This window comes from Pseudomonas sp. GD03862, assembly GCF_029840855.1.
GTDB lineage: Bacteria > Pseudomonadota > Gammaproteobacteria > Pseudomonadales > Pseudomonadaceae > Aquipseudomonas > Aquipseudomonas alloputida.
On record NZ_JAOCDI010000059.1, the window covers coordinates 1 to 26,786 of the forward strand.

Sequence of the window (26,786 nt, forward strand, 5' to 3'; positions counted from 1 at the left end):
CTTGTCAGGCAGGAACAGCTTCAGCTGCCGCCTCCCGCTCCCACACCCGGTGACCTTCAACCGCTTTTACAAAGGCATCCACTGCCTTCTGCTCATCCCCGAGCAACAGCCCCTTGTCCTCCTTGAGCCCCAACGCTTTCGCCAATTCCTTGGTCAGCACCAGCGCCTTCAGGTGCTTGTAACCCTCCAGCACGAAGTGCTTGGCCAATCCGCTAGCCGCCAGCGCATCCGTAGAGGCCTTGCCCGCTGGCACGACAATCCCGTCGAACATGATCGAAGGCATCCCCTCCATCGACGCCGCTACCGGCAGTTGCTTGCCATCCGCCGCCTTCACCGGCGCCGAGGTCGGCCCCAGCAGCATCGGCCGGGCACTGTGCGCTTCCAGGGCCTTTACCAGTTTGTCCACGCTGACAGCGTCCACGCCATCGGCCACCAGCACAGCAATCTTGCGCCCCTTGATACCCACCGAACCTGGGTGGTTCATCTGGCTCAACGCAGGCGATTGCGCCAACTGGCTACCCTTCACCTTCACCGTACCCGCTTTCGGCGCAGGGAGGCCCAGGTTGGCCGCAACTGCCGCCGCCAGCTTCAGGTCGATGTTGGCGAGAATTTCATTCACTCCCCGGGCGCGAATATGTTCACGCTCCACTTTGCCCAACTCGAAGCTGTAAGCCTTGATGATGTGCTGTTGCTCGGTCGGGCTCATGCTCTGGAAGAACAGCCGAGCCTGCGAGAAGTGATCGCCGAACGACTCACTGCGCTGGCGAATCTTGTGCGCATCGATACGCTCCTGATAGCTCTCGAAGCCGCCGTCTTGCGCCGCAGGCGGGGTTTCCTTCGGCCAGCCGCCGTCAATCGAGTTGGGCTCGTAGGAAGCCCGGCCCTTGTGCACGACGTGCTGGTGCAGCGCATCACGCTGGTTGTTGTGGTTTGGCGCTACCGGCCGGTTGATCGGGATCTGGTGGAAGTTCGGCCCACCCAGGCGGCTGATCTGGGTATCGGTGTACGAGAACAGCCGGCCCTGCAGCAGCGGGTCGTTGGTAAAGTCGATACCTGGCACGATATGGCCTGGGCAGAACGCCACCTGTTCGACCTCGGCAAAGAAATTGTCCGGGTTGCGGTTGAGCACCATCTTGCCCAGCGGCGTGACGGGTACCAGTTCCTCCGGGATGATCTTGGTCGGGTCCAACAGGTCGAAGTCGAATTTGTGTTCGTCTGCCTCAGGCACGATCTGCACGCCCAGTTCCCATTCGGGGTAGTCACCGGTTTCGATGGCTTCCCATAGGTCACGGCGCTGGAAGTCGGTGTCCTTGCCCGCCAGTTTCTGGGCTTCGTCCCACAGCAGGGAATGCACGCCCTGGCGTGGTTTCCAATGAAACTTGACGAAGCTGGCCACGCCCTCGGCATTGATCAGGCGGAAGGTATGCACGCCAAAGCCTTCCATCATCCGAAGGCTGCGCGGGATGGCGCGGTCAGACATGGCCCACATGACCATATGAGCCGACTCCGGCACCAGCGAGACGAAATCCCAGAAAGTGTCATGAGCCGAACCGCCGGTCGGTATCTCGTTGTGTGGCTCTGGCTTCACCGCGTGGACAAAATCGGGGAACTTGATGGCATCCTGGATGAAGAACACCGGCATGTTGTTGCCGACCAAGTCGAAATTGCCTTCATCTGTATAGAACTTGACAGCAAAGCCCCGCACATCTCGCACCGTATCGCCCGAACCGCGTGGGCCCTGAACCGTCGAGAAGCGGACAAAAACCGGGGTGATCTTTTCCGGATCTTGCAGGAAGCCGGCCTTGGTCAGCTCGGCGTGGTTGCCATAGCTCTGGAAGAACCCGTGTGCCCCGGTACCGCGGGCGTGCACGATGCGCTCGGGGATACGCTCATGGTCGAAGTGGGTGATTTTCTCGCGCATGATGAAGTCTTCAAGCAGCGAAGGTCCGCGATCACCCGCCTTGAGGGAGTTCTGGTTGTCAGCAATGCGCACGCCTTGGTTGGTCCGCAGCGCCTGCCCGGTCGCATCGCTGCGGTCGGCCTCCAGGCTCTGCAGCTTGGCATTGGTGTTGGCCCTGTCAGGGGTCTGGGTACCGGCGGCCTCGCTGTGCTTGGGCGCATCCGTTTTCTTGCTGGGCATGATCGGCTCTCCTCATCAGTCTTAAGGCGTGCCCGTTCAGGGCTTGTCCAAGTAGTGACTGGAGGGCGTTGCCGAGCGTTCAATCAGGATTACCGGTTGTCGCGATATGCCCGATGGATTGGTGCATGACGAAATAAATGCTAAGAACAGCTATGGGAAAAGGCTAAAATGCGCGACCCCAGCTAACCGCTGACCCAAATTTCAATGCGCCCCACAAGGTTCGCTACGTGATCGAGTTCCAACAGGTACATAAAACCTACCGCGTTGCCGGTAGGGAAATCCCCGCACTGAATCCGACCAGCCTGACCATCGAAGATGGCCAGGTGTTCGGCCTGATCGGCCATTCCGGCGCTGGCAAAAGCACCATGCTGCGCCTGATCAACCGCCTGGAGGAGCCCTCCGGCGGCACGATCATCGTCGACGGCGAAGATGTCACCGCGTTCAACGCCAGCCAGTTGCGCGGCTTCCGCCAGCAGGTCGGGATGATTTTCCAGCACTTCAACCTGCTGGCCTCCAAGACCGTCGCCGACAACGTCGCCCTGCCACTGGCCCTGGCCGGTGAGCTGTCGCGCAGCGAAATCGACAAGCGCGTCACCGAGCTACTGGCTCGCGTTGGCCTGTCGGACCACGCCAAAAAGTACCCGGCGCAGCTGTCTGGCGGCCAGAAGCAGCGCGTCGGCATCGCCCGCGCCCTGTCCACCAACCCGAAGATACTGCTATGCGACGAGGCCACCAGTGCCCTCGACCCGCAAACCACGGCCTCGGTCCTGCAACTGCTGGCCGAGATCAACCGTGAACTGAAGCTGACCATCGTGTTGATCACTCACGAGATGGACGTGATCCGCCGTGTCTGCGACCGCGTGGCAGTGATGGACGCCGGTCAGATCGTCGAGCAAGGCTCGGTGGCCGAGGTGTTTCTGCACCCGCAGCACCCCACCACCAAGCGCTTCGTCCAGGAAGACGAGCAGGTCGACGAAGGCGAGCAGCGCGACGACTTTGCCCACGTGCCAGGCCGCATCGTACGCCTGACTTTCCAGGGCGACGCCACCTACGCGCCGCTGCTGGGCACCGTGGCCCGCGAAACCGGTGTGGACTACAGCATCCTCGCCGGGCGTATCGACCGCATCAAGGATGTCCCCTATGGCCAGCTCACTCTCGCCCTGATCGGCGGAGACATGGAAGCGGCGTTCGCCCGCTTCAAGGCAGCTGACGTACATATGGAGGTACTGCGTTGATGGACGCCCTGAATTTCTTTGCCAACGTCGACTGGGCCGAAATCTGGCTGGCCACCGTCGATACCATGATCATGCTGTTCGGCTCGCTGTTCTTCACCGTGCTGCTGGGCCTGCCACTGGGCGTGCTGCTGTTCCTCTGCGGGCCAAAGCAGATGTTCGAACAGAAAGGCGTCTACGCGCTGCTGTCGCTGGTGGTCAACATCCTGCGCTCGCTGCCATTCATCATTTTGCTGATCGTGATGATCCCGTTCACCGTGCTGATCACCGGTACCTCGCTGGGCGTTGCAGGCGCCATCCCGCCGCTGGTGGTGGGTGCCACGCCGTTCTTTGCGCGCCTGGTTGAAACCGCCTTGCGTGAAGTGGACCGCGGCATCATCGAAGCCACCCAGTCGATGGGCGCCACCACCCGCCAGATCATCACCAGTGCGCTGCTGCCGGAGGCCCGTCCGGGCATCTTCGCGGCCATAACGGTAACCGCCATCACCCTGGTTTCTTACACTGCCATGGCCGGTGTGGTGGGTGCCGGGGGCCTTGGTGACCTGGCTATCCGCTTCGGTTACCAGCGTTTCCAGACCGATGTGATGGTAGTGACCGTGGTACTGCTGCTGGTACTGGTTCAAGTCCTGCAGAGCGTGGGCGACAAACTGGTCGTGCATTTTTCCCGTAAATAACCCCAATGGGGTCGGCCTGGCCGACCCGTTCGGGGGCCGTCGCGGCCCTCACAAGGAGTGATCAATGAAGAAGCTGCTTGCTGTCGCTGCCGCTGTCGCGGCCTTCTCGGCCCAGGCCGATACCCTTACCGTCGCCGCCACCCCGGTGCCGCACGCCGAGATCCTCAACTTCGTCAAACCACAGCTGGCGAAAGAAGGCGTAGAGCTGAAGGTCAAGGAATTCACCGACTACATCCAGCCGAACGTGCAGGTGGCGGAAAAGCGCCTGGACGCCAACTTCTTCCAGCACCAGCCTTACCTGGATGAATTCAACAAGGCCAAGGGTACCCAGCTGGTGAGCGTGGCCGGCGTGCACATCGAGCCACTGGGCGTGTATTCGACCAAGATCAAGAAACTGGACGAGCTGTCCTCCGGCGCCACCGTGGTCATCCCCAACGACGCCACCAACGGCGGCCGCGCCTTGCTGCTGCTGGACAAGGCGGGCGTGATCAAGCTCAAGGACAACAAGAACATCCTGTCGACCGTGAAGGATGTTGCCGAAAACCCGAAAAACGTGAAGTTCCGTGAGCTGGAAGCCGCCACCATCCCGCGTGTGCTGACCCAGGTAGATGCCGCCCTGATCAACACCAACTACGCGCTGGAAGCCAAGCTGAACCCGGAAAAAGACGCGCTGGCCATCGAGGGCAGCGACTCGCCTTACGTGAACATCCTGGTTGCCCGCCCGGACAACAAGGACTCGGACGACATGAAGAAACTGGCGGCTGCACTGCACTCGCCTGCGGTGAAGCAGTTCATCATCGAGAAGTACAAAGGCGCTGTGGTTCCGGCGTTCTGATCCGACCTATCACGCTCTATTCTTCGCGGGTAAACCCGCCCCTACACACATCGTTGTAGGAGCGGGTTTACCCGCGAAGCTTTTGGGGCTGACTCAATCCCGCTTGACCAGCCCCGGCAACTGCGCCCCCAGCTTCTGGTTGTTGAACGGCGCCCGAATGAACCCCCGCTGTCGCCCATCCGGCCCGACGATCGCCAGATTACCGCTGTGATCCACGGTATACCCCGGCTTGCTGGTATCCGCCGGAATGAACGGAATGCTCAAGGCATTGGCCAGCTTCTGGGTATCCTCGATCGACCCCGCCACGCCGACAAAGTCCTTGTCGAAATAGCCCAGATACTGCTTTAGCTGGTTCGGCGTATCGCGGTTAGGGTCCACGCTCACCAACACCACCTGCAGCCGGTCGACGGCATCCTTGGGCAGCTCGCTCTTCACCTGGCGCAGCTGGGCCAGGGTGGTCGGGCAGATGTCCGGGCAGTAGGTGTAGCCAAAGAACAGCAGCGACCATTTGCCCTTGAGGTCATCCATCTGCACCGGCTGGCCGTCCTGGTTGGTCATGGTGACATCAGCCACGGCTCGGCTCTGCGGCAGCAGGATGATGCCCGCATCGATCAGCTCGGCAGGGTTGGGCTGGTCACGACCATTAAGCACCTTGTTGACGGTCAGGCCCAGGATCAACGCGACCAGGGCAACGAGGATGAAGACGGTTTTCTGGGTTCGGGTCATAGGTTCAGCAACAGGTAGTGGTCAAGAAGCAACGCAATGAACAGCGCGAACAGGTAGCCGATAGAGTACTTGAAGGTGCCGATCGCCGCGTGCGGCCGGCTGCTACGGTACAACACCCAAGCCCATTGCAGGAAGCGCAGGCCCAAGGCCAGGGCACAGACCAGGTACAGCGGGCCACTCATGTGGATGGCATACGGGAGCAGGCTCACTGCCAAAAGGATCAGGGTGTACAGCAGGATATGCAGTTTGGTGTAGCGCTCGCCGTGGGTCACCGGCAACATCGGGATATCGGCCTTGGCGTATTCCTCCTTGCGGTGGATGGCCAGCGCCCAGAAATGCGGCGGGGTCCAGGCGAAAATGATCAGCACAAGCAGCAAGGGTTCGGCGCTGACATGGCCGCTTACCGCCACCCAGCCGAGCAACGGCGGAGCGGCCCCGGCCAGGCCACCGATGACGATGTTCTGTGGCGTGGCGCGCTTGAGAAAGCCGGTGTAGAGCACCGCATAACCGAGTAATGAGGCCAGGGTCAGCCAGGCGGTGAGGGCGTTGGTGAACACCAGCAGCAGGACCATGCCCAGCAGCGCCAGGGCCAAGGCGAACAACAGCGCCGGCAGGGGCTCGACTCGGCCTTGAGCCAAAGGCCGTTTGTGGGTGCGTGCCATCAGCGCATCGATGCGCCGATCCACCACATGATTGACCACTGCCGCGCCACCCGCGCACAGGCCGATACCCAGGTTGCCGAACAACAGCACGCTCCAGCTGACGCCCGCCCGGGTGGCCAGGAACATGCCCGCCAGCGAGGTGATCAGCATCAGCACCACCACCTTGGGCTTGGTCAGCTCGAGGTAATCGCGCCAGCGGGCCCGTCGTACGCTTAGAAGCGTCGCCACGAGTCGTTCCTCATATGATGGGAAATGCCCACCCCGACCACCGGCCGCAGACGCCAGCCATGGCCGACACCCACTCGAACCTTGTCGACCACTCGAATGCGGTAGTTCACCAGCACCATGCTCAGCAGCAGCATCGCCCCGCCGGCATTGTGCGCAACAGCCACCGCCAGCGGCAGGTGGAACACCACGTTGCTGATGCCCAGGCCCACTTGCAGGGCCAGCGCCAGCAGCACCAGCCGCGACAGGCCGGGGAGACCACAGCGGTGCAGCTTCCAGCTGAGCATCAGCAGCACGCAGGTCACCAGCAGCGCGCCCAGCCTGTGGCTGATGTGGATGGCCGTACGCGCATCACTGTCCAGCTGTCCGCCCAGGTAATTGGGGCCGACGTGCTGGGTCAGGTGGAAGCCGTTGCTGAAGTCCGCCGCTGGCCACCACTGGCCATGGCAGGTCGGCAGGTCGATGCAGGCCACGGCGGCGTAGTTGGCGCTGACCCAACCGCCCAGGGCGATCTGGCCGATTACCACCAGCAGCGCCAGCGCAGCGATCCGGCGCAGGCTCAGCGGCAGTTTCGGCAAGGGCGCAAAGGCCCGGGACAGACGCAGAGACAACAGAAACAGCAAGCTCAACGTGGTAAAGCCACCCAGCAAGTGCGCCGTGACCACCTGCGGCCATAGTTTCAGGGTGACCGTCCACATACCGAAGGCTGCCTGGGCCAGCACCACACCCAGTAGCAGCATCGGCAGGCGATAAGGCTGCCCATCGCGTGCATGCCGGCGCATTGCCTGGAAAGCGAGCAGGGCGATCACCACGGCCAGGCTACCGGCAAAGTAGCGGTGGACCATCTCGGCCCAGCCCTTGGCAGCTTCCACCGGGTGCTCAGGAAAGTGCAGCTCGGCATGGGCCAACTGCGCTTCACTCTTGGGCACGCTGATAAAGCCATAGCACCCGGGCCAGTCGGGGCAACCGAGGCCGGCGTGGGTCAGGCGGGTATAGGCACCGAGCAGGACGACCAGCAGTGCCAGCAGGGTGGCGAACACAGCAAGGCGAAATCCAGGTCTGGCCATGGCAGGCTCCTAGCCGATATTGGACAGCTTGAGCAGGTGGCGCAGGTCATCCAGCACATGCTTGCCGTTGACCTTGCCGTCGTAGCGCAGCACCAGGTTGCCGTGCGGGTCGACGATCCACAGCTGCGGGCCGGGCTCGGCAACCTTCTGCTGGTAGCGTTGCGCATCCAGCGGGTAGCGCTGCAACTGCGGGTACTCGCGGCCGAGCAGTGCCTGATAGTCGGCACTCAGCGGCTGGGCGGCGGCCAGCGCATGGCTGGCGCGGCTGGCATCACGCCCCAGCCCGACCTGAATCTGCCGAGCCAGGTACACCAGGCGCTGACAGTCTTCGGTGCAGGCCTGGGGTGCGCTGACCAGCAACTGCCAGCGATCGTCCTGCCCCGCCACGCCGAGATCGGCACGGCTTTCCCCATTGCCAATCATGGCGCCATGGTAGCTGCGGCCTTCCGGTACCCAGAATTTGAGCTTGTACATGCTGGTGGCCAGAACCATTGGCCCAAGCACCACCAGCAGGATCAGCAAAAGCTGCAAACGCCCACGGGCTCTGGGTTTGCTACGTTCAGGCGCGTCCAGTGGAGTGGCGGTGGCCATGGCGTTTCTCCTTGTTTTGATGCCAGCCGAAGTAGAGGTAGAGCAGAACCAGAGCGGTAGCCAGGGCAAACCACTGCACGGCATAGCCGACGTGTTTATCGGGGCTCATGGCGACAACCGGCCAGTCCAGGCGATAGCTCGCAGGGCCCGGCTCCAGGCGCAATTCCTGGGCGAAGCCTTCGCGATCAAGCTGTTGCCATAGCTGCGCGGCATCGATAGCGGTCAACAGATGCGGCCATTGCCCGCCGATGGGGTCCGGGTGCAGCTGGAAGGTGCTACCGGGCGCGACATACACAGAGGCATCCAGCGCCAAGGCCTGGGCAGGGGTTTCGAAGTGCACCGGCACCCGGCGGTCCAGCCATGGCAGCCAGCCACGATTGATCAGCAACCACAGGCCGCTGGCTTGGTCGTGAAAGGGCTGCAGCAGCTCGACACCGGCTTTGCCGTCGCGCATGCGGTTGTCCAGCAGCACGCTGTGCTCGGCGTCGAAGCGGCCATACAGGTGCACGCGGCGGAAGGCGTTGTCTTCTTTCGAGAAGAGCTGGGCGGTGGCGATCGGTGCTTCAACCCGCCGTTCTGCATAGGTGGCCAGCAGCACGCGCTTTTCCTCGGCACGGCCGAGTTGCCAGCAACCAAGCGCAATCAGCCCCGGCAGCAATGCAAGCACCACCAGCGTCGGTACCCAGCCTGGGCGAAACGGCCTCACGGGCGCCTCGCTATACTTATCCACATCACCGCATCCCCCGGGAGTAACGCCATGCTCAAGGCCGCGATTGTCCTGATGCTGTTGGCCACGATTGCCAGCCTGTTCAGTGGCCTGGTGTTTCTGGTCAAGGATGATGAAAACTCGACCCGTCTGCTCAAGGCGCTGACCATACGGGTGACCCTGGCAGCCCTGACCATAGGCCTGGTCGCCTGGGGCTTGATCAGCGGTCAACTGGTCTCCCACGCCCCTTTCTGAAGCGCTCACCCGCCCCTACAGGGTTTTCGTATTCACAACACATAGACAAAGATGAACAACCCCACCCACACCACATCGACGAAGTGCCAGTACCAACTGGCTGCCTCGAAGCCGAAGTGTTTTTCTGGGTTGAAATGCCCGCGCAGAATGCGCACGAACATCACGATCAGAATGATCGTGCCCAATGTCACGTGGGCGCCGTGAAACCCGGTAAGCATGAAAAACGTCGCACCGTAGATCCCTGAACCCAGTGTCAGCCCCAGCTTGGTATAGGCCTCGTGGTACTCGAAGGCCTGCAGTGCGATAAAGCTGATGCCCAGGACAATGGTCAGCGCCATCCAGAATTTCAGCGGGCCGCGGTGGTCACGGCGCAAGGCGTGGTGGGCAATGGTGATTGTCACACTGGAACTGACCAGCAGGATGGTGTTGATCAGCGGCAGGTGCCACGGGTCGATCACTTCCTTGGGGGGTGGGAACAGCTTGGGGTCGGGGGTATGCAGCAGCGGCCAGGTGAATTCGAAGGTTGGCCACAGCATGTGTGCAACACCTTTGGCTCCTTCGCCACCCAGCCACGGCCCCGCCAGTACGCGCACATAGAACAGCGCACCGAAGAAGGCCAGGAAGAACATCACTTCGGAGAAGATGAACCAGCTCATGCCCCAGCGGAACGAGCGGTCCAGTTGCGGGCTGTACAACCCGGCGCGGCTCTCCTTGACCACTGCCCCAAACCAGCCGAACAGCATGTAGGCCAGAAACAACGCACCCACGAAGAAAATCAGCGGCCCGTGGGAATCCGGGTGGCCCGCCTTCATGTCGTTGAACCAGGTGCCCAGGCCGAATACCGTGATGAACATGCCGATGGTGGCGATGATCGGCCATTTGCTCTGCGCCGGAACGTAGTAGTGCTCATGACTTGCCATTGCTGTTCTCCTTCCCTTAACGGGCGCCCTGGACGTCCTGCGCCGCAACGTGCGCGACCGGCGGGTGGCGAGCGGTGATGTCGAACAAGGTGTAGGCCAGTGTCAGGTGCTTCACGCTGGCCGGCAGGTCGCGGTCGACGATGAAGCGCACCGGCATCTCGATGCGTTCGCCGGGCTGCAGCACCTGCTGGGTAAAGCAGAAGCACTCGGTCTTGTGGAAGTAGGCCGCGGCCTCGGCCGGGGTAATGCTGGGTATTGCCTGTGCACTCATCGGCCGGTCGGTCGGGTTGTGGGCGATGAAGATCATCTGGTTCACCGCCCCCGGGTTGACCTCCAGCTGGTCGGCAGTGGAGTAGAAGTCCCAGACCATGTCGCTGGCATTGGTCGACATGAACTGCACCCGCACAGCACGCGTCGGGTCACTGACCTGGCTACCTTCGTACTGGCCGCCGGTCTTGCCGTTGATACCGAAGGCTTTGCACATGACGTCGTAGATCGGCACCAGCGCGAAGCCGAAGGCGAACATCACCACCGTCAGCATCAACAGGCGCGTTACCAGGCGTTTCACCGACAGGCCGTTCATGGCGGGTTCCTATTTCACTTCCGGGGGTGTCTGGAAGGTGTGGTAGGGCGCAGGCGAGGGTATCGACCACTCAAGGCCCTCGGCGCCATCCCAGGGTTTGGCCGGTGCCGGCGCGCCACCGCGGATGCACTTGATGACAATGAACAGGAAGAAGATCTGCGTGGCGCCGAACATGAACGCGCCGATCGACGACACCATGTTGAAATCGGCGAACTGCAGGTTGTAGTCGGGGATGCGCCGTGGCATGCCGGCCAAGCCTACGAAGTGCATGGGGAAGAAGGCCATGTTCATGCCGACGAACGACAGCCAGAAGTGCAGTTTGCCGAGGGTTTCGTCGTACATGTGGCCGGTCCATTTCGGCAGCCAGTAGTAGGCCGAGGCAAAGATGCCGAAAATTGCACCAGGCACCAGTACGTAATGGAAATGCGCCACCACGAAGTAAGTGTCGTGGTACTGGAAGTCTGCCGGGGCGATCGCCAGCATCAACCCGGAGAAACCACCAATGGTGAACAGGATGACAAAGGCGATGGCGAACAGCATCGGCGTTTCGAAGGTGAGCGAACCTTCCCACATGGTGCTGACCCAGTTGAATACCTTCACCCCGGTGGGCACGGCAATCAGCATGGTGGCGTACATGAAGAACAACTCGCCGACCACCGGGATGCCGACCACGAACATATGGTGGGCCCAGACGATGAATGACAGGAAGGCAATGGCGCCGGTGGCATACACCATCGAGGTATAACCGAACAGCGGCTTGCGTGAGAATGCCGGGATGATCGAGCTGACCGCACCGAAGGCGGGCAGGATCATGATGTAGACCTCAGGGTGGCCGAAGAACCAGAACACATGCTGGAACAGCACCGGGTCACCGCCACCTGCAGCACTGAAAAAGCTGGTACCGAAGTGGATATCCATCAGCATCATGGTTACCACGCCGGCCAGTACTGGCATCACCGCAATCAGCAGGAACGCGGTGATTAGCCAGGTCCAGACGAACAGCGGCATTTTCATCAGCGTCATGCCGGGGGCACGCAGGTTGAGGATGGTGGCAATCACGTTGATCGCCCCCATGATCGAGCTGATACCCATCAGGTGGATGGCGAAGATGAAGAAGGTGACGCTGGCTGGCGCATAGGTGGTGGAAAGCGGTGCGTAGAACGTCCAGCCAAAGTTTGGCCCTCCGCCCGGGCTGAACAGCGTCGATACCAGCAGCAGGAAGGCCGCCGGCAGCAGCCAGAAGCTGAAGTTGTTCATCCGTGGCAGTGCCATGTCGGGCGCGCCGACCATCAGCGGAATCATCCAGTTGGCCAGGCCGACGAAGGCCGGCATCACCGCGCCGAACACCATGATCAGGCCATGCATGGTAGTCATCTGGTTGAAGAATTCCGGCTCCACGATCTGCAAGCCAGGCTGGAACAGCTCGGCGCGGATCACCATGGCGAACGAGCCACCCAGCAGGAACATGATGAAACTGAACCACAGGTACATCGTGCCGATGTCTTTATGGTTGGTGGTCAGCACCCAGCGCATCAGGCCCTTGGCCGGGCCGTGCGCATGGTCGTGGCCGTGGGCGTGGTCGTCGATCACTGCACTCATGTCCTGTCTCCTGCAATCCATTGATTGCCGCGAGTAACCCGGTTCACTTGGCTTCTGCCTGCTTCAGCGCCAGCACGTCCTTCGGCGTCACCATGTCGCCTTTGTTGTTGCCCCAGGCATTGCGCTCGTAGGTGACCACAGCAGCGATGTCGACTTCCGACAGCTGCTTGCCGAAAGCGGCCATGGCCGTGCCGGGCTTGCCATGGAAGACAATGCTCAGGTGGTCTTCCTTCGGCCCGGTGGCAATCTTCGAGCCTTTGAGCGCCGGGAACATTGGCGGCAGGCCCTGGCCTTCGGCCTGGTGACAGGCCACGCAGGCGGTGTGGTAGACCTTGTCGCCTCGCGCCACCAGCTCTTCCAGGGTCCATTCCTTGCTGGTCAGCTCCTTGAGCTTGGCGGCTTCAGCCTTGCGCTCGCCCAGCCAGGTGTCGTAATCCGCCTTGGACTTGACCTCGACCACCACCGGCATGAAGCCGTGGTCCTTGCCGCACAGCTCGGTGCACTGGCCGCGGTAGATGCCTGGCTTTTCGATACGGGTCCAGGCTTCGTTGACAAAGCCTGGGATGGCGTCGCGTTTGACCGCGAAGGCCGGCACCCACCAGGAGTGGATCACATCGGCAGCAGTGACCAGGAAGCGCACTTTCGCGCCCACCGGCAGCACCAGCGGCTGGTCGACTTCCAGCAGGTAATGCTCATCCTTGGGCGCCTTGTTGTGGATCTGGTCGGTGGGGGTGGCCAGGTTGCTGAAGAACTCCACGTCCTGGCCCAGGTATTTGTAGTGCCATTTCCACTGGTAGCCGGTGACCTGGACGTCGATGTCCGACTCGCTGGCGTCATAGATGTCGATCAGGGTCTTGGTAGCCGGAATGGCCATCACCACCAGAATCAGGAAGGGCACCACCGTCCAGAGAATTTCCACCCACGTGTGCTCGTGGAAATGCGCGGCCTGCTGGCCAGTGGAGCGGCGGTGGATGACCATCGACCAGAACATCGCGCCAAACACCACGATGCCGATGATCACGCAGATCCAGAAGATGGTCATGTGCAGGTCGAAGACGGCGTTGGAGACTTCCGTCGCCCCTGGGTGCATGTTCACGGTCCAGGCGGCGTTGGCCTGACCAAAAACCGACCACAACAGGAGGCCCATCCAGACATGTGGATGTCGCATCATTGCGGGTTCCCCTTCTAATTCTTGTTGTCCCGGAGGCATGGCCTGCGGCAAGAGGGAACGGCGGTCAAGACTGCATGGCTTCGACGACCGAGCCCCTGCTAAAAGCAGTCGGGCCTCATCAACGAATCACGTTCAACGGGAGTATAGACAGCGACCAATGGCACGCAATGAAGCCTGTGAAATGAACTTCATGAAATGGCCGAATGGCCGGAAAACCGCGTGCTTGACAGGGCATGGCGTAATAATGGCACGTCGATATGCCTGATAGCGCACACGTTTGCGAGGCTTATAACAAATACGTCTTAGGTATTCTGTATACCGAGCTAATTTAGTGTCTTCCGTTTGAAACGTAATGTCCCTGGAGTTGTCATGAACATCGCTGCTGTACGCGAGCAGGTAAGCCAAGCCCATCAACATGAAGGCCAGACCGGCCAATTGAAACAGCGTCTCGAGCTGCAACTGCCCCACCTGCACCCCTCGATCCAACTGCCTGAGCAGGACGCCCAGGGTACTTTGGCGCGCTTCGTCAGCGCCTACATCGATCAGGTTCCGGAATTGCTGGAGGCCGCCCACGAGGTCGCCCGCGAAGCCGGGATTGAATCGCAGATCAAACCTGTACTGAAAATTGCCGAAGCCTACTTCCTGCAGCCGCCCAGCGTGATGCAAGGGCATGTAGGCCTGGACTGCCTTTTGGATGAAGCATACCTGGCGCACCGCCTGGTGGAAGAGGTGAATGACTTGTACATCCGCCACTTCCAGCAGCCGTTGATCCCGGTCGACACCACGGTCGCCAACCTGATTGCCCACCAGTTGATTGGCGAAAGCTTTGCCAACCAGCTGGATGAGGTGGTGCACCACTCGGTCGACGAAATGCTCAATGACGAGAGCTTTGCGGTTGAATCGGTGGAGGCTTATCGAGAGAAGCTGAGCAGCCCGGCAACTGGCGCGGCGTGGAAGCGCTGGCCGTGCCTGTCGCGCCAACTGGGTGTCGAGCTGGGTCAGCCGGCCTGATATACCTGTCACGGCCTAGGTGCATCGGTGGTTCGGCGCAGGCCGTGGTAGGAGCGGGTTTACCCGCGAAAGGGCCGGCCCTGCTGGCCAATCTCCACCCGCCGATCACCGTTGCCGCCGCTACCGTATTCGCGGGTAAACCCGCTCCTACAAACACGCATCGGTGGTTCGGCACAGGCCGTCGTAGGAGCGGGTTCACCCGCGAAAGGGCCGGCCCTGCTGGCCAATCTCAACCTACCGATCCCCGTTGCCGCCGCCACCGATTACACGCATCGGTGGTTCGCCACAGGCCGTCGTAGGAGCGGGTTTACCCGCGAAAGGGCCGGCCCTGCTGGCCAATCTCCACCCGCCGATCACCGTTGCCGCCGCCATTGATTACACGCATCGGTGATTCGGCACAGGCCGTCGTAGGAGCGGGTTCACCCGCGAAAGGGCCGGCCCTGCTGGCCAATCTCAACCCGCCGTTCACCGTTGCCGCCGCTACCGTATTCGCGGGTAAACCCGCTCCTACGCCCCAACCCCCGCCGTCGTCCGCAACCGCCCCTCGATCCGACGCTTCAGGCGCCGCTGCTCGATCAACAAGCGCGAACCATTGGCAGAATTACTGCGGCTCCAGTCCTCCAGCAACTCAAGGCACGAGTGGTCGATATAGCTCAGGTTCCCCAGCGGCACATGCAGCGTGGTGCCCGCCGGTACGGTATCCAGCACCTGGGTCAGCGCCGGCACCTTCAGGAAGGTCGCCGCGCCACTGAGGCGCAGTTCCATGTGCCCATCCTTGGCCAGGCTCACCAGGTTGATCTTCAGCCGCGCCGCCTTGAACGCCAGCTTCAGCAAGGTCAGGGCAAAGCCCAGCAGCACACCTGTCAGCAGGTCGGTAAAGATGATCGCCAGCGCAGTCGCCGCATAGGTGAACATCGGCATGCGCCCATAACGGCCCAGCCCGCGGAACGCCTTGAAGTCGACCAGTTTGAACCCGGTAAACACCAACACCCCCGCCAAGCTCGCTACCGGGATCTGCTGCAGCACGCTGCTCAGCGCCACCACGAAGGCCAGCAACCACAAGCCATGGAAGATTGCCGACGCCCGGGTTTGCGCCCCCGCCTGGACGTTGGCCGAGCTGCGCACGATTACCCCGGTCATCGGCAGGGCACCCAGCACCCCGCACAGCATGTTGCCGATGCCCTGGGCCGACAGTTCGCGGTCGAAGTCCGAACGCTGGCCGCTGTGCATGCGGTCCACTGCTGCGGCCGACAGCAAGGTTTCGGCGCTGGCAATGAACGCCAAGGCAAAGGCGGCGACCAGCAGGGTAGGGTCGGCCAGTTGCAACAGGTCCTCCGGACGAAGCCAGTCGATGGCCTCGGACAGGTCGGCCGGTACCTGCACGCGGTTCACCGGCAAGGCCAGCCACATGCTGATAGCGGTCATGCTGGCCACGCCGAGTAATGCACCCGGCACGAAACGCAGCCGCTGCGGCCGCAAGCGCTCCCAGCCCCACATGATGGCGATAGTCCCCAGGCCCAGCGCACCGGCCATCCAGCCGGCGCCGGTGCTCTCCTGAGGCAGGGCTGCCGACAAAGTTGCCGGGAACTCCAGCAGGTTCTGCAGGCCCGACGGTTGCGGCGCGGTGTCGAACATCACATGCACCTGCGAAAGCACGATCAACACGCCAATCCCGGCGAGCATGCCGTAAACCACCGCCGGCGCGGTCACGCGGAACCAGCAGCCCAGGCGCAAGCGACCGGCAAGCAACTGCAACAGGCCGGCCAGCAACAGGATTGGCCCGAGCATGGCCATGCCGTGCTGGCGTACCAGCTCGAACACCAGTACCGCCAGACCGGCAGCAGGGCCGCTGACCTGTAGCGGCGATCCAGCAAGGAAACCGACGACAATGCCGCCGATAATCCCAGTAATCAGGCCTTTTGCCGGCGGCATGCCAGAAGCGATCGCAATGCCCATGCACAACGGCAAGGCCACCAGGAAGACCACCACCGACGCCAGCAACTCACGCGGCAGGGCCGCTTTCAACTGTGTAATGTTCACCGTGTTTCTCCTTTCTCTAGTCGCACGGCCATTCCCCTGGCCGTGGGCACGTTTGCCCCTGACAAGCGCGCAGGCGCGGGCCGCCAGCGAGCACGCCGGCAGGGCAGTCAGGGAATTCAAGGCAGCCGAAGGCCGCGCCACACCCCTGCAGGGTGCAGCCGGCTATCAAGGTTCTAGCGGCGGACGGGTCGCTTAGTAGCGGCCTCTCGGAGTGGCGCAGGGAACGGGTTCACCCGCGGCCAAGGGCAGGAAGCTGTCGCTGGCGGCGTCGTAGGCTTCGATCTTGCTGGTCTCGATGTCGTACACCCAACCATGAATGAACAGCTCACCGGCTGCCAGGCGCGAGGCCACCGAAGGATGGGTGCGCAAGTGATGCAGCTGGGCGATGACGTTCTCTTTGGTCAGCACTTGCATCGTCTCGTGTTCGCTGCCGCAGGAGCAGTTGTTCTCGACCACGGTGCGGGCAACTTCAGCGTGGCGCAACCAGGCGCCAACGGTAGGCATCTTGGTCAGCGACTGCGGGTTGAGTACCGCACGCATGGCGCCACAGTCGGAGTGGCCACAGATGATGATGTGGTGCACTTTAAGCGCCATTACGGCGTACTCGATGGCGCTGGAAACGCCCCCGTTCATCTGACCATAAGGCGGTACCACGTTACCCACGTTACGGGTCACGAACAGGTCGCCTGGCGAGCTCTGGGTGATCAGCTCGGGAACGATGCGCGAGTCGGCACAGGTGATGAACATGGCGCGTGGTGTTTGCGCGGTGGCGAGCTTCTTGAACAGCTCTTGCTGATCAGGGAAAACATCATGGTGAAAGCGCAGGAAGCCGTCGACGATGTGCTTGAGGGCAGCATCGGCGCTTTCCGCGGGGACCTGCGGTACGACCTTGGATGGGTCCTTGACGGGCATGATTCATCCTCTTGACGGTGTGTAGGTAAATCCATTTTACCGGTGAAAGATTCAGGCTATGCAGGGTTTTAGATGACACGCACGGGCCATAGATCACAGTCGCTATGGACTTGTTACCTACGCTAGCGGGGAAAACTTAACTGAAACTTAATTCGAAGGCTCTAGAACGGGCGTTCCAGATGAAAAAGGCGGGAACTGGATAATAGCAAAAAAACATCAACTGCCAATATGTATTAGCGCAATTATTGGTTGTTATTAGTTGCGTTGTGAGCAATGCGCAGCCCCCTGTGGGGGGTGGGTTCATGTCAGAACAGCGCCATCTGCCCACCCGGAGGGCAAAACGCCGAGCAATCCAGCGCCTGCGCCTCGCGCCCTTCGAAGTCCAGCCGTTTCATCGCCTTGGCAAAGCGCTGCGCCAGCAACTCGGCAAATACCCCTTCACCACGCATGCGCACGCCGAACCGGCTGTCATACAGCTCGCCACCGCGGCTCTGGCGGATCAGGCTCAACACATGCGCCGCCCGCTGCGGGTAATGGTCCTGTAACCACTGCTCGAACAACGGCGCCACTTCCAGCGGCAGGCGCAGCATCATGTAGGCCGCACTCTGTGCGCCAGCCTCCTTGGCCGCCTCCAGCAGGCGTTCCAGTTCACTGTCGTTGATCATCGGAATCATCGGCGAACACAAAACACCCACCGGTACGCCCGCTTCACGCAATACCCGGATGGCCCTCAACCTCGCACCGGGTGAGGCCGCTCGGGGTTCGAGCACCCGTTTGAGGCCGTCGTCCAGCGTGGTCAGGCTGATCATCACCCGTGCCAGGTGCTGGCGGGCCATCTCGGCCAGCAGGTCGAGGTCGCGCAGCACCAGTGAACCCTTGGTGACAATGGTCACCGGGTGACGAAAACGCAGTAACACTTCGAGCAAGCGCCGGGTCAGCAACTGTTCCCGCTCGATCGGCTGGTACGGGTCGGTGTTGGAGCCCAGATTGATCGGCGCGCACACGTAGCCCGGTTTGCTCAATTGCTGTGCCAGCACCTCGGCGGCGTTGGTCTTGGCAATCAGTTTGGTCTCGAAATCCAGGCCGGGAGAAAGGTCCCAGTAGGCGTGTGAGGGGCGGGCATAGCAGTAGATGCAGCCATGCTCGCAGCCACGGTAAGGGTTGATGGAACGATCGAAAGGGAGGTCGGGTGAAGTGTTGCGGCTGATCACCGACTTGGCTGTCTCGATCCGCACCTCGGTACCCTGGGTTTGCGGCACTTCCTGGTACCAGCCATCATCTTCCGCCACCGAACGACCAGGGGCAAAGCGGTTGTGTGGATTGTGCGCCGTGCCACGGCCCTTTTGCGGTGCTGGAGGAATCATGGCTCACCCGAGTACTGTATTCATATACAGTATCGTGCATGCCGGGATCTTTCCAGCACCTCTGGTCTGACTACTTCAGGCCATGCCAGCCGAGATACGCTGCCTGGCTCGATTGCCGCCCAAGAAACGCCTCGATGCCTTCACGCAATGGGCGCGATGCCCCTGGGGCGAACAGTGCTTCCTGCAGTGCCCGCCCCGTGGCTCCGTTCAACAGGCCCTCGGCTTCGAAGCGGGTGAACACATCGAAGGCATGCACATCCGACCACAGGTAGGCGTAGTAACCCGCATCGTAGCCGTTCACAAGGTGGTCGAAGGCATGCGCCGGATGTTCGAAATCAGCGAGTGGCCAGTAACCGCAACGCTCGCGGGCATCACCCAGTCGCTGTTCAATGGTCCTGCCATCGTTTGGAGTGCCATGCAGGTCCATGTCGAACAGCGCCAGGCATAGATCACCCGCGATCTCCTCCACGCTCTGCTGCCGTAGCTGCCGCAGGCACTCATCGGCTTGCTTGCGGGATAGTTGGTGGCCGTCGTGGGTGCGCGCCGAGATCGCCACCAGGTAGTCCGCGTCCCAGACCCAACGTTCGAACAGCTTGCCGAACAACTCCACACCATCGGTGCCCAGCTCGGTCACGTTGGACATGACGTGGTTCGTCGTACGTACCAGCAGGTGGTGCAGGGCATGGCCGAATTCATGGAACAGCTTGCGCAGTGACAAATGATCGAGCAACGGCTGTGAACCTGACAGCGCTTGCGGCACATCACTGAACACCACCACCGAGGCGGCCTGGTAGATACCCTCTGCATCGACCCGGCGATTCCTTGCATAGGTGGTGAACACCGCGTCTGGCTGCTTGCCTGCGTGTTGCACGGCATCCAGATACAGAAAGCCAATGAAAGCGCTGTCCTGCCACACCTCGAACGGCTGCACGCTGTCATCCCAGACAGGCAGCGCTTTGGGCTGCAGCACTGCACCAAACAACGTCTGCGCCAATTGCTGCAACGCACTGACAACAGTATTCAGCGGGAAGTAATTGCGCAGCGCTTCGGCAGGAAACTCGCTGCGCGAAGCACACCGCAGGTACTCGAAATCCCAGGGTTGGGGTTTGCCCAGGCCCTGCTCGGCAGCCCAACACTCCACCTGCGAACGCCACCGCAACATGGCAGGTCGCACATGATCGGCCAGATCGTGGAGAAAGCTGCACACCTGGGCTACCGAACCCGCACTCTTCACCTGCAGGCTCTGCTCCAGATGGCCGGAATAACCGAGCAGGAGGGCCTTCTCCTCAAGTAATTGCGCCAGTTGCTGCAAATACGTGCGGTTGTCCTGTTGCCGATCATGGCTGACGCCACGGGCGTGAAAAGCCTGGTACACGCGCTCACGGAGCTGGCGGTTGTCAGCATGTTTGAGCACCTCACGCGTAGTCACCGTGTCACACGCAATCAACCACCCCTGCTTACCTGCTTGCTGTGCGCTTGCAGCCAATTCGTCACGTACCCGCTGCGGGATGCCGCTCAGCTCCGCTTCATCGGTGATATTCAACCCAGGCCGGTCGATGTTGCTGCGGAACGCCTCGCGTGCAGTGCCAATCTGCGCTTGAAGGTCTGCCAGATGCGCTTTGCCTGCGGTGTCGAGTAAAGCCCCGCTAGCGGCGAACTTGCCCAGGTGCCAACGCAAAGTGGCACGCTTCCCGACATCCAGTTGCTTGCCGATGTCACTACCGGCCAAGCGTGCATACAGGTCATGCAAAGCCGTGTTGGCGAATTTTTGCTCGAAGCGCGCCGTCACTTTCCCGTAGAAATGAATGATGGCGTTGGCCCACGCCGTATCCCGGCCGACCAGTGGTGAGGCGGCATACAACACTGCCAGCAGCCGGCTATCCAGCCCATCCACCGCCAGCACCATGTCATCCCAGGTGGGCATGGTTCGTTGATCACGGATGATGCGTTCGACACCGTTCTCGTGTGCCTGCAGCACGTGAGCGAATGCCGCCTGCATGTTTTCGAGGGTGATGGAAGAGTAATCGACGGGGATATGGCTATCTTGCAGAAGAGGGTTGGCCATGGTGCATCACCTTGCTGATAGAAATGAGCAAGAGAGCTTGCATGGCCAGCGTGTGCCAGGTGGCCTGACTATCTAACACCTGTCCATGCCAGCCCGGGCATTGCACCCGGGCGGCATGACCGTATTACTCAGCCGGCTTTTTCAGCTTCGGATTTGGGAAGAACTGCACGGTCTGCACCTTGGCCGGCGCGGCTTTCGGCGCCAGGTGGTTGACCCGCGTGCCCAGTTCCTTCGGCACCGACAAGCCCTGCTCGTTGAGGGTGTCGGTAAAGCCGCAGGCCACACACTCGCGGTGCGGTACGCCGCCTTCGTTCCACATCATCAGCTTGTCGGGCTCGCTGCACGCCGGGCACACGGCACCGGCAATGAAGCGCTTCTTGGTCTTGTTCACAGCTACCTCACTCATGCTGCAGCGTCCTCGGTGAGACCACTGTGGCGCAGCAATGCATCGATGGAAGGCTCACGGCCACGGAAGTCGACGAACAGCTCCATCGGCTCGCGCGAACCCCCACGGGCCAGGATCGCCTCGCGGAAGGCGCGGCCGGTCTCGGCGTTCAGCACGCCTTCTTCCTCGAAGCGCGAGAAGGCGTCAGCCGACAGCACTTCGGCCCACTTGTAGCTGTAGTAGCCCGCCGCGTAACCGCCCGCGAAAATGTGCGCAAAGCTGTTGGGGAAACGGTTGTAAGCCGGCGGGCGCATGACCGACACCTCGTCACGCACACCTTCGAGCACCTGCAATACGCTGCGGCCGTCGCCATGGCTGGCGTGCAGCTCGAAATCGAACAGCGAGAACTCCAGCTGGCGCACCATCATCATGCCCGACTGGAAGTTTTTCGCGGCCAGCATCTTGTCCAGCAGGTCCTGGGGCAGGGCGGCGCCGGTTTCGTAGTGACCAGAAATCAGTGCCAGGCCTTCCGGCTCCCAGCACCAGTTTTCCATGAACTGGCTTGGCAGCTCGACCGCATCCCAGGCCACGCCGTTGATGCCGGACACGCCGGCATGCTCGATGCGGGTCAGCATGTGGTGCAGGCCGTGACCGAATTCGTGAAACAGGGTGGTGACTTCATCGTGGGTCAGCAGCGCGGGCTTGCCGGGCGCGGCCGGGGTGAAGTTGCACACCAGGTTGGCCACCGGGCTTTGCAGCTGGCCGCCGGCGGTGCGGCGACGGTCACGGGCGCCGTCCATCCAGGCGCCGCCACGCTTGTTGGCGCGGGCGTACAGGTCGAAGAAGAAACGGCCAACGTGCTGACCGTTTTCCTTGATCTCGAACAGGCGTACGTCCGGGTGCCAGCTGTCGAAGCCTTTGAGCTCGGCGATTTCGATGCCGTACAGGCGCTGCACGATGCTGAACAGGCCGCCCAGCACCTTGTCGATCGGGAAGTAGGCGCGCAGGGCTTCCTGCGACACGCTGTAGCGCTGCTCGCGCAGCTTCTCGCCAAAGTAGCCGGCGTCCCAGCTGGCCAGCTCGGGGCAGCCTTGTTCGGCAGCGTAGGCCTTGAGCTGTTTCAGGTCCTGGGCGGCGAACGGCTTGGAACGCTTGGCCAAGTCACGCAGGAAGCTCAGCACCTGGTCGCTGGACTCGGCCATCTTGGTGGCCAGGCTCAGCTCGGCGTAGTTCTTGTAGCCCAGCAGTTCGGCCAGTTCCTGGCGCAGGTCGAGGATTTCGCGCATCACCGGGCCATTGTCGAACTGGCCGGCATTCGGGCCCTGGTCGGAGGCGCGGGTGCAGTAGGCGGCGTAGAGCTCTTCGCGCAGGGCGCGGTCGCTGGCGTAGGTCATCACTGCGTAGTAGCTGGGGAACTCGAGGGTGATCAGCCAGCCGTCCAGGCCCTTGGCCTGGGCTGCAGCGGCCATCTGCGCCTTGGCCGAATCGGTCAGGCCGGCCAGCGCAGCTTCGTCGGTAACATGCTTGGTCCACGCCTGGGTGGCGTCAAGCAGCTGATTGGAGAAACGGCTGCCCAGCTCGCTGAGCTTGCTCTGCACTTCGGCGTAACGCTGCTGCTTGTCCGCCGGCAGGTCGATACCCGACAGGCGGAAGTCACGCAAGGCGTGCTCGAGGATAGTCTTTTGCGCCACGTCGAAGCCGGCAGCCTCAGGGCTGTCGATCAGCGCCTGGTAGGCTTCGAACAGCGCGCGGTTCTGGCCCAGTTCGGTAGAGTAGGCGCTCAACGCCGGCAGGCACGACTCGTAGGCCTCACGCAACTCGGCACTGTTGCACACCGCATTAAGGTGGCTGACCGGGCTCCAGGCGGCGCCCAGGCGGTCGTTCAGTTCGTCCATGGCCAGCACCAGGCCGGCCCATGTAGGGTTCTTGCCCTGCTTTTCAAGGATCTCGGCAATGGCTTTACGGTTGTCGGCCAGGATCGCTTCGATCGCCGGCAACACGTGTTCGGCACGAATTTGCGAGAAGGGCGGCAGATCGTGGGATTGCAGAAGCGGGTTGTTCGCAGTCACGGTTTGGATACCTTGGCAGAAGAAACACTGCCCCATCTTAATTACAATCGACGCCGACCGCAGCAGGCAGCCTGCCTATCGGCACAGATGAGAGACGCTATCATGGCCATTCGCAGCTTCCAGCAACACACTCCGAAAGTTGGGCCCAGGGCCTTCGTCGACCGTTCGGCGGTGGTGCTGGGCGACGTGGAGATCGGTGAAGACAGTTCGGTCTGGCCGTTGACCGTGGTGCGCGGCGACATGCACCGCATCCGCATTGGCGCGCGCACCAGCGTGCAGGACGGCAGCGTGCTGCACATTACCCACGCCGGGCCTTTCAACCCGGACGGTTTCCCGCTGATCATCGGCGACGAAGTGACCATCGGGCACAAGGTGATGCTGCATGGCTGCACCCTGGGCAACCGTATCCTGGTGGGTATGGGCAGCACCATCATGGATGGTGCCATCGTCGAGGACGAAGTGATCATTGGCGCTGGCAGCCTGGTGCCGCCGGGCAAACGCCTGGTCAGTGGCTACCTGTACATGGGCAGCCCGGTGAAACAGGCCCGGCTGCTGAACGACAAGGAGCGCGCATTTTTCTCCTACAGCGCCGGCAACTACGTGAAGCTCAAGGACCAGCACCTGGCCGAAGGCTACGATCAACCTGAATGACCGCATTCACGGGCACGCCCGCTCCCACAGGTTCAGTGGAGCCATCAAGGCCTGCGCTGTACCTGTGGGAGCGGGCATGCCCGCGAAGAAGGCCACGCAGCACTCAAGTGGAACCCTGTACATGCACCAGCAAAACATCCTCTTCGACCTCGACGGCACCCTGACCGACCCACGCCTGGGCATCACCCGCTCGATCCAGTACGCCCTGGCCAAGCTGGGCATCGACGAACCAGACCTGGCCCGCCTCGAACACTTCATCGGCCCACCCCTGCTGCAGGCTTTCATGCAGTTCTACCGCTTCGACGAAGCCAAGGCCTGGGATGCGGTGAACTTCTACCGGGAGCGTTTCCGCGTGACCGGTCTATACGAGAACCTCGTGTTCGAAGGTGTGCCGGAGTTGCTTGAGGCCCTGAACGGGCAGGGCCGCACGCTGTACATTGCCACGTCAAAACCGTGGGAGTTCGCCCGCGAAATCGCTCGGCATTTCGCCTTCGATCATCACTTCAAGGTGATCTACGGCAGTGAACTGGACGGCACGCGCACCAACAAGGTCGAGCTGATTCGCCATTTGCTGGATGAAGAAGGGCTGGACCCGACGCAAACCCTGATGATCGGGGACCGCAAGCATGACCTGATCGGCGCGCGCAGCAACGGGCTGCAAGCCGTCGCGGTGGGATACGGGTTTGGGAGCCGGGAAGAGCTGATGGCAGAAGAACCCGCTTTCCACTTCGCCACGGTAGCCGATTTGCATCAGGCTTTTAGCAAGGCTTGAGCGCCAGCAGGGCTGCTTTGCAGCCGGCCCTCCCACCTCGATCGGCATACGCAGGGCCTTTGTGCGAGCGGCCTTGTGTCGCGATGGGCCGCAAAGCGGCCCCAAATCTCAAAGGCTAACCATCAGACGCTGCAACGCCGCTTTCCTTTCTTCAATCGGCATCCGCCCCAAATGCTCGACCCGCGCGTAAAACCGAACCCAATCCCCACCCACCTCACGAAACAGCGCCGCAAACGCCGGCACCCACTGGTCATAGAGCCCGAACGGCAACAACTTGGCATTATTCATCGGCCCATACATCCACGCGTCATAGCGCTTGTCACCACCCCACTGGCCATCACGCACCTGCCGGTATTCACGCCTCAAACGCTCAAACTCCGCCTGCTTGGCCCGGCGCTTGTGCGCATCATCCAAAGGCCCGGCATAAATGGCCTGCAACCGCTCACGACAGGCCAGCACCAGGCGGATGAACTGGTCACGCTGCTGCTGCCTCTGCTCTGCGTCAACCGCCGCCAGCCCACGCGCCGCCCGCCATTGCCGCGTGCCTTCCTGCTCGACGAACGAGGCAAACGATTCATTGAACTCGGTATCGTCCTGCACATAGAAGCGCTGGTGGGCCAGTTCATGAAAGATCAACGTAGCCAGGCGCTCATCGCCCCAGCCCACCATCGACGACAAAATCGGGTCATCGAACCAACCCAGGGTCGAATAAGCTTCCACGCCGCCCACGTACACATCCAGGCCATCCTGACGCATCAACGCCGCCGCACCTCGCGCCGCGCCTTGCTGGTAGTAGCCGCGGTACGCCACGCACCCGGCAATCGGAAAGCAGTGCGTTACCGGTTGCAACGACAACTCGGGCGTGGCGAACACATTCCACACCACGTAGGGGCGGCCAAGGTCGGCATATACCCGGTAGCTGCGGTTGTCTGGCAGTTTCAATTGCTGGCTGGCAAACACCCGCGCCTGTTCGGCCTGTTGCAGGTGCGCGCGCAAGGGTGCAGGGGTAGCAGGGTCGGCCAATACCTGCTCTACAGGCTGCCGCGCCCGCAGCAACTGCCACTGGCCCTGGGCCAGCTGCCCATAGTAGGCGACATTGCTGCAACCGTTCAGCAGGAACGCCGCAAGCAGCGGAACCAAACGGGTGAAAATGCGGTCGAGTGCCCCAAGGCCTGAGCGCTGCATAAGAAAAAGTCGAAGCATCCGGGACTGTCTGACTCGCTCAAGACCATTTCGCTCCAAGACTATCTCGCCAAGGGGGAGTTTCGCCATGCGTGCATTATTGGTCGCCGGCTCAGTGTTGTTGATCTCTGCCTGTTCAACATTGCCAGACCCAGACCCGAACCAGGCCTGGATCGACCTCACCCGCTACGACAATACTTCGCTAGACGCCGTGCAGGTCGATGAGCGTGACTGGGCTGACAGCCGCTATTTCGAGGTTCAACCCGGCAGCCACGAACTGACCGTGCGCTATCAGTTTCCGGTTAACCCCAGCAATATCGGCCCCGTCGATCAGCCACTGTGGCGCGATTGCCAGGTCAAGCTGACCTTCAAGGACTTCAGCGCCGGGCAGCGTTATCAGCTGCAGGCTGGCAGCATTGGCTTCCGCCCTTGGATAAAACTCTACGACCACCAGCAAAAACTGCTGGGTCAAGGGCTGCCGGCAGGTTGTCAGCGCACCTGAACCGCACAAACGGCGCTATGCTTGTTACTTGTAAATCGCAAGTGGGAGTTTTGCCATGCGCCAGCCCATGATGCTGATCGCCCTCAGTACACTGGGGGCTTGCGCCAGCCCCTTGCCGCCCGTCGACCCCAAGCAGGCCTGGGTCGATCTGTACACCATGACCCCCGGTCGGGTGATCATGGCCGACCGCCTCGACGGCAAGCGCCTGGACGATGGCCGTTACTTTCAGGTGACACCGGGCAAGCATGAACTGGTGGTGCGCTTCGATTATGAAATCTACTCGGGCGGCCTCATGTCACAACCCAGGGACCGAACCTGCTACCTGACCGTCCGCTTTGACAACTTCAAGGCCGGCGAGCGCTATCGCCTGGAAGCGCGGGCGCCGGTGATGGAGCCGCAGGTGCTGCTGTATGACGCCAACCGCAAGGTGGTGGTGAACGAGCCTAG

The 26,786-nt window shown here is 61.7% G+C and carries 26 protein-coding genes; 9 read left to right on the top strand and 17 right to left on the bottom strand.

Features of this window, described 5'->3' with window-relative positions:
* Positions 1-4: 4 nt before the first annotated feature.
* Positions 5-2,140, bottom strand: coding sequence for a catalase HPII (gene katE / locus N5D53_RS25160; protein WP_279841004.1), 2,136 nt, complete (start codon positions 2,138-2,140; stop codon positions 5-7).
* Positions 2,141-2,367: 227 nt separating this feature from the next.
* Between katE and N5D53_RS25165 the strand changes: the two genes are divergently transcribed.
* The 3 genes from N5D53_RS25165 (at position 2,368) to N5D53_RS25175 (ending at position 4,881) form a co-directional block, all read left to right on the top strand.
* On the top strand, positions 2,368-3,375 hold the full coding sequence (locus N5D53_RS25165; protein WP_003253013.1) for a methionine ABC transporter ATP-binding protein: 1,008 nt from the start codon (positions 2,368-2,370) through the stop codon (positions 3,373-3,375).
* Complete coding sequence (locus N5D53_RS25170; RefSeq protein WP_010951513.1) at positions 3,375-4,046, top strand: methionine ABC transporter permease; 672 nt, start codon at positions 3,375-3,377, stop codon at positions 4,044-4,046. Before N5D53_RS25165 ends, N5D53_RS25170 begins: the two co-directional genes overlap by 1 nt.
* Before the next feature lie 64 nt (positions 4,047-4,110).
* A complete protein-coding gene (locus tag N5D53_RS25175; RefSeq protein ID WP_020191163.1) occupies positions 4,111-4,881 on the top strand; it encodes a MetQ/NlpA family ABC transporter substrate-binding protein in 771 nt (256 codons plus the stop codon).
* Between the two features lie 93 nt (positions 4,882-4,974).
* Here the strand turns inward: N5D53_RS25175 and N5D53_RS25180 are convergent, their stop codons facing one another.
* The 5 genes from N5D53_RS25180 to N5D53_RS25200 are packed head-to-tail and all read right to left on the bottom strand — an operon-like array spanning position 4,975 to position 8,858.
* Positions 4,975-5,607 (bottom strand): SCO family protein, encoded by a 633-nt coding sequence (locus N5D53_RS25180; protein ID WP_003253019.1) that lies wholly within the window; start codon positions 5,605-5,607, stop codon positions 4,975-4,977.
* On the bottom strand, positions 5,604-6,497 hold the full coding sequence (cyoE, locus tag N5D53_RS25185; RefSeq protein ID WP_010951511.1) for a heme o synthase: 894 nt from the start codon (positions 6,495-6,497) through the stop codon (positions 5,604-5,606). Before cyoE ends, N5D53_RS25180 begins: the two co-directional genes overlap by 4 nt.
* The gene (locus N5D53_RS25190; protein ID WP_104960545.1) at positions 6,482-7,561 is read right to left on the bottom strand and encodes a COX15/CtaA family protein; all 1,080 of its coding nucleotides are present in this window, start codon (positions 7,559-7,561) and stop codon (positions 6,482-6,484) included. The genes cyoE and N5D53_RS25190 overlap by 16 nt, the downstream gene beginning before the upstream one ends.
* A gap of 9 nt (positions 7,562-7,570) precedes the next feature.
* Entirely contained in the window at positions 7,571-8,152 is a 582-nt protein-coding gene (locus N5D53_RS25195) for a hypothetical protein (RefSeq protein ID WP_020191167.1), read from the bottom strand.
* Positions 8,121-8,858 carry an SURF1 family protein gene (locus N5D53_RS25200; RefSeq protein ID WP_104960544.1) on the bottom strand — a complete coding sequence of 246 codons (738 nt, stop codon included), beginning with the start codon at positions 8,856-8,858 and terminating at the stop codon, positions 8,121-8,123. Before N5D53_RS25200 ends, N5D53_RS25195 begins: the two co-directional genes overlap by 32 nt.
* Positions 8,859-8,909: 51 nt before the next feature.
* Between N5D53_RS25200 and N5D53_RS25205 the strand changes: the two genes are divergently transcribed.
* Positions 8,910-9,113, top strand: coding sequence for a twin transmembrane helix small protein (locus tag N5D53_RS25205; protein WP_020191169.1), 204 nt, complete (start codon positions 8,910-8,912; stop codon positions 9,111-9,113).
* Positions 9,114-9,145: 32 nt separating this feature from the next.
* On the opposite strand, the gene N5D53_RS25210 is transcribed toward N5D53_RS25205, so the two are convergent.
* From N5D53_RS25210 to coxB, 4 genes are read right to left on the bottom strand one after another with little or no spacing between them, the layout of a single operon-like run.
* Positions 9,146-10,033, bottom strand: a complete 888-nt coding sequence (locus N5D53_RS25210) for a cytochrome c oxidase subunit 3 (RefSeq protein WP_020191170.1) — start codon at positions 10,031-10,033, stop codon at positions 9,146-9,148.
* Positions 10,034-10,049: 16 nt separating this feature from the next.
* Complete coding sequence (locus N5D53_RS25215; RefSeq protein WP_003253035.1) at positions 10,050-10,616, bottom strand: cytochrome c oxidase assembly protein; 567 nt, start codon at positions 10,614-10,616, stop codon at positions 10,050-10,052.
* A 9-nt stretch (positions 10,617-10,625) separates the two neighbouring features.
* Positions 10,626-12,215, bottom strand: coding sequence for a cytochrome c oxidase subunit I (ctaD, locus tag N5D53_RS25220; protein ID WP_014589242.1), 1,590 nt, complete (start codon positions 12,213-12,215; stop codon positions 10,626-10,628).
* A 43-nt stretch (positions 12,216-12,258) separates the two neighbouring features.
* The gene (gene coxB, locus N5D53_RS25225; protein ID WP_104960542.1) at positions 12,259-13,386 is read right to left on the bottom strand and encodes a cytochrome c oxidase subunit II; all 1,128 of its coding nucleotides are present in this window, start codon (positions 13,384-13,386) and stop codon (positions 12,259-12,261) included.
* 369 nt (positions 13,387-13,755) lie between these two features.
* Between coxB and N5D53_RS25230 the strand changes: the two genes are divergently transcribed.
* Entirely contained in the window at positions 13,756-14,397 is a 642-nt protein-coding gene (locus tag N5D53_RS25230; protein ID WP_014861534.1) for a hypothetical protein, read from the top strand.
* Positions 14,398-14,904: 507 nt separating this feature from the next.
* On the opposite strand, the gene N5D53_RS25235 is transcribed toward N5D53_RS25230, so the two are convergent.
* The 6 genes from N5D53_RS25235 to prlC form a co-directional block, all read right to left on the bottom strand.
* Positions 14,905-16,437, bottom strand: a complete 1,533-nt coding sequence (locus tag N5D53_RS25235) for a SulP family inorganic anion transporter (RefSeq protein WP_274140816.1) — start codon at positions 16,435-16,437, stop codon at positions 14,905-14,907.
* Positions 16,438-16,629: 192 nt separating this feature from the next.
* The gene (locus N5D53_RS25240; protein ID WP_003253046.1) at positions 16,630-17,349 is read right to left on the bottom strand and encodes a carbonic anhydrase; all 720 of its coding nucleotides are present in this window, start codon (positions 17,347-17,349) and stop codon (positions 16,630-16,632) included.
* Between the two features lie 305 nt (positions 17,350-17,654).
* Positions 17,655-18,713 carry a PA0069 family radical SAM protein gene (locus tag N5D53_RS25245; RefSeq protein ID WP_279841005.1) on the bottom strand — a complete coding sequence of 353 codons (1,059 nt, stop codon included), beginning with the start codon at positions 18,711-18,713 and terminating at the stop codon, positions 17,655-17,657.
* 70 nt (positions 18,714-18,783) lie between these two features.
* Complete coding sequence (locus N5D53_RS25250) at positions 18,784-20,778, bottom strand: M3 family metallopeptidase (RefSeq protein ID WP_279841006.1); 1,995 nt, start codon at positions 20,776-20,778, stop codon at positions 18,784-18,786.
* 124 nt (positions 20,779-20,902) lie between these two features.
* Positions 20,903-21,184, bottom strand: a complete 282-nt coding sequence (locus N5D53_RS25255; RefSeq protein ID WP_104960539.1) for a YheV family putative zinc ribbon protein — start codon at positions 21,182-21,184, stop codon at positions 20,903-20,905.
* A complete protein-coding gene (prlC, locus tag N5D53_RS25260) occupies positions 21,181-23,232 on the bottom strand; it encodes an oligopeptidase A (RefSeq protein WP_223843571.1) in 2,052 nt (683 codons plus the stop codon). The genes N5D53_RS25255 and prlC overlap by 4 nt, the downstream gene beginning before the upstream one ends.
* Positions 23,233-23,334: 102 nt before the next feature.
* On the opposite strand from prlC, the gene N5D53_RS25265 reads away from it, so the two are divergent.
* Positions 23,335-23,883 carry a gamma carbonic anhydrase family protein gene (locus N5D53_RS25265; protein WP_004575263.1) on the top strand — a complete coding sequence of 183 codons (549 nt, stop codon included), beginning with the start codon at positions 23,335-23,337 and terminating at the stop codon, positions 23,881-23,883.
* Between the two features lie 121 nt (positions 23,884-24,004).
* A complete protein-coding gene (locus tag N5D53_RS25270; protein ID WP_279841007.1) occupies positions 24,005-24,655 on the top strand; it encodes an HAD family hydrolase in 651 nt (216 codons plus the stop codon).
* Positions 24,656-24,763: 108 nt separating this feature from the next.
* On the opposite strand, the gene N5D53_RS25275 is transcribed toward N5D53_RS25270, so the two are convergent.
* Entirely contained in the window at positions 24,764-25,840 is a 1,077-nt protein-coding gene (locus tag N5D53_RS25275) for an aminopeptidase (protein WP_274140807.1), read from the bottom strand.
* An 85-nt stretch (positions 25,841-25,925) separates the two neighbouring features.
* On the opposite strand from N5D53_RS25275, the gene N5D53_RS25280 reads away from it, so the two are divergent.
* Positions 25,926-26,339, top strand: a complete 414-nt coding sequence (locus tag N5D53_RS25280; protein WP_129931868.1) for a hypothetical protein — start codon at positions 25,926-25,928, stop codon at positions 26,337-26,339.
* 55 nt (positions 26,340-26,394) lie between these two features.
* Positions 26,395-26,786 (top strand): hypothetical protein (locus N5D53_RS25285; RefSeq protein ID WP_279841008.1); only part of this gene is annotated, 392 nt, incomplete at its 3' end.

Excerpts from the sequence above, each read along its gene's own strand:
- N5D53_RS25280 (WP_129931868.1), top strand. The coding sequence starts at position 25,926 with ATGCGTGCATTATTGGTCGCCGGCTCAGTGTTGTTGATCTCTGCCTGT.
- N5D53_RS25255 (WP_104960539.1), bottom strand. The coding sequence starts at position 21,184 with ATGAGTGAGGTAGCTGTGAACAAGACCAAGAAGCGCTTCATTGCCGGT.
- N5D53_RS25195 (WP_020191167.1), bottom strand. The coding sequence starts at position 8,152 with ATGGCCACCGCCACTCCACTGGACGCGCCTGAACGTAGCAAACCCAGA.
- N5D53_RS25230 (WP_014861534.1), top strand. The coding sequence starts at position 13,756 with ATGAACATCGCTGCTGTACGCGAGCAGGTAAGCCAAGCCCATCAACAT.
- N5D53_RS25245 (WP_279841005.1), bottom strand. The coding sequence starts at position 18,713 with ATGATTCCTCCAGCACCGCAAAAGGGCCGTGGCACGGCGCACAATCCA.
- N5D53_RS25170 (WP_010951513.1), top strand. The coding sequence starts at position 3,375 with ATGGACGCCCTGAATTTCTTTGCCAACGTCGACTGGGCCGAAATCTGG.
- N5D53_RS25175 (WP_020191163.1), top strand. The coding sequence starts at position 4,111 with ATGAAGAAGCTGCTTGCTGTCGCTGCCGCTGTCGCGGCCTTCTCGGCC.
- N5D53_RS25205 (WP_020191169.1), top strand. The coding sequence starts at position 8,910 with ATGCTCAAGGCCGCGATTGTCCTGATGCTGTTGGCCACGATTGCCAGC.
- N5D53_RS25190 (WP_104960545.1), bottom strand. The coding sequence starts at position 7,561 with ATGGCCAGACCTGGATTTCGCCTTGCTGTGTTCGCCACCCTGCTGGCA.
- N5D53_RS25275 (WP_274140807.1), bottom strand. The coding sequence starts at position 25,840 with ATGCAGCGCTCAGGCCTTGGGGCACTCGACCGCATTTTCACCCGTTTG.
- N5D53_RS25215 (WP_003253035.1), bottom strand. The coding sequence starts at position 10,616 with ATGAACGGCCTGTCGGTGAAACGCCTGGTAACGCGCCTGTTGATGCTG.
- N5D53_RS25240 (WP_003253046.1), bottom strand. The coding sequence starts at position 17,349 with ATGCCCGTCAAGGACCCATCCAAGGTCGTACCGCAGGTCCCCGCGGAA.
- N5D53_RS25210 (WP_020191170.1), bottom strand. The coding sequence starts at position 10,033 with ATGGCAAGTCATGAGCACTACTACGTTCCGGCGCAGAGCAAATGGCCG.
- N5D53_RS25265 (WP_004575263.1), top strand. The coding sequence starts at position 23,335 with ATGGCCATTCGCAGCTTCCAGCAACACACTCCGAAAGTTGGGCCCAGG.
- ctaD (WP_014589242.1), bottom strand. The coding sequence starts at position 12,215 with ATGAGTGCAGTGATCGACGACCACGCCCACGGCCACGACCATGCGCAC.
- N5D53_RS25250 (WP_279841006.1), bottom strand. The coding sequence starts at position 20,778 with ATGGCCAACCCTCTTCTGCAAGATAGCCATATCCCCGTCGATTACTCT.
- katE (WP_279841004.1), bottom strand. The coding sequence starts at position 2,140 with ATGCCCAGCAAGAAAACGGATGCGCCCAAGCACAGCGAGGCCGCCGGT.
- N5D53_RS25180 (WP_003253019.1), bottom strand. The coding sequence starts at position 5,607 with ATGACCCGAACCCAGAAAACCGTCTTCATCCTCGTTGCCCTGGTCGCG.
- N5D53_RS25270 (WP_279841007.1), top strand. The coding sequence starts at position 24,005 with ATGCACCAGCAAAACATCCTCTTCGACCTCGACGGCACCCTGACCGAC.
- coxB (WP_104960542.1), bottom strand. The coding sequence starts at position 13,386 with ATGATGCGACATCCACATGTCTGGATGGGCCTCCTGTTGTGGTCGGTT.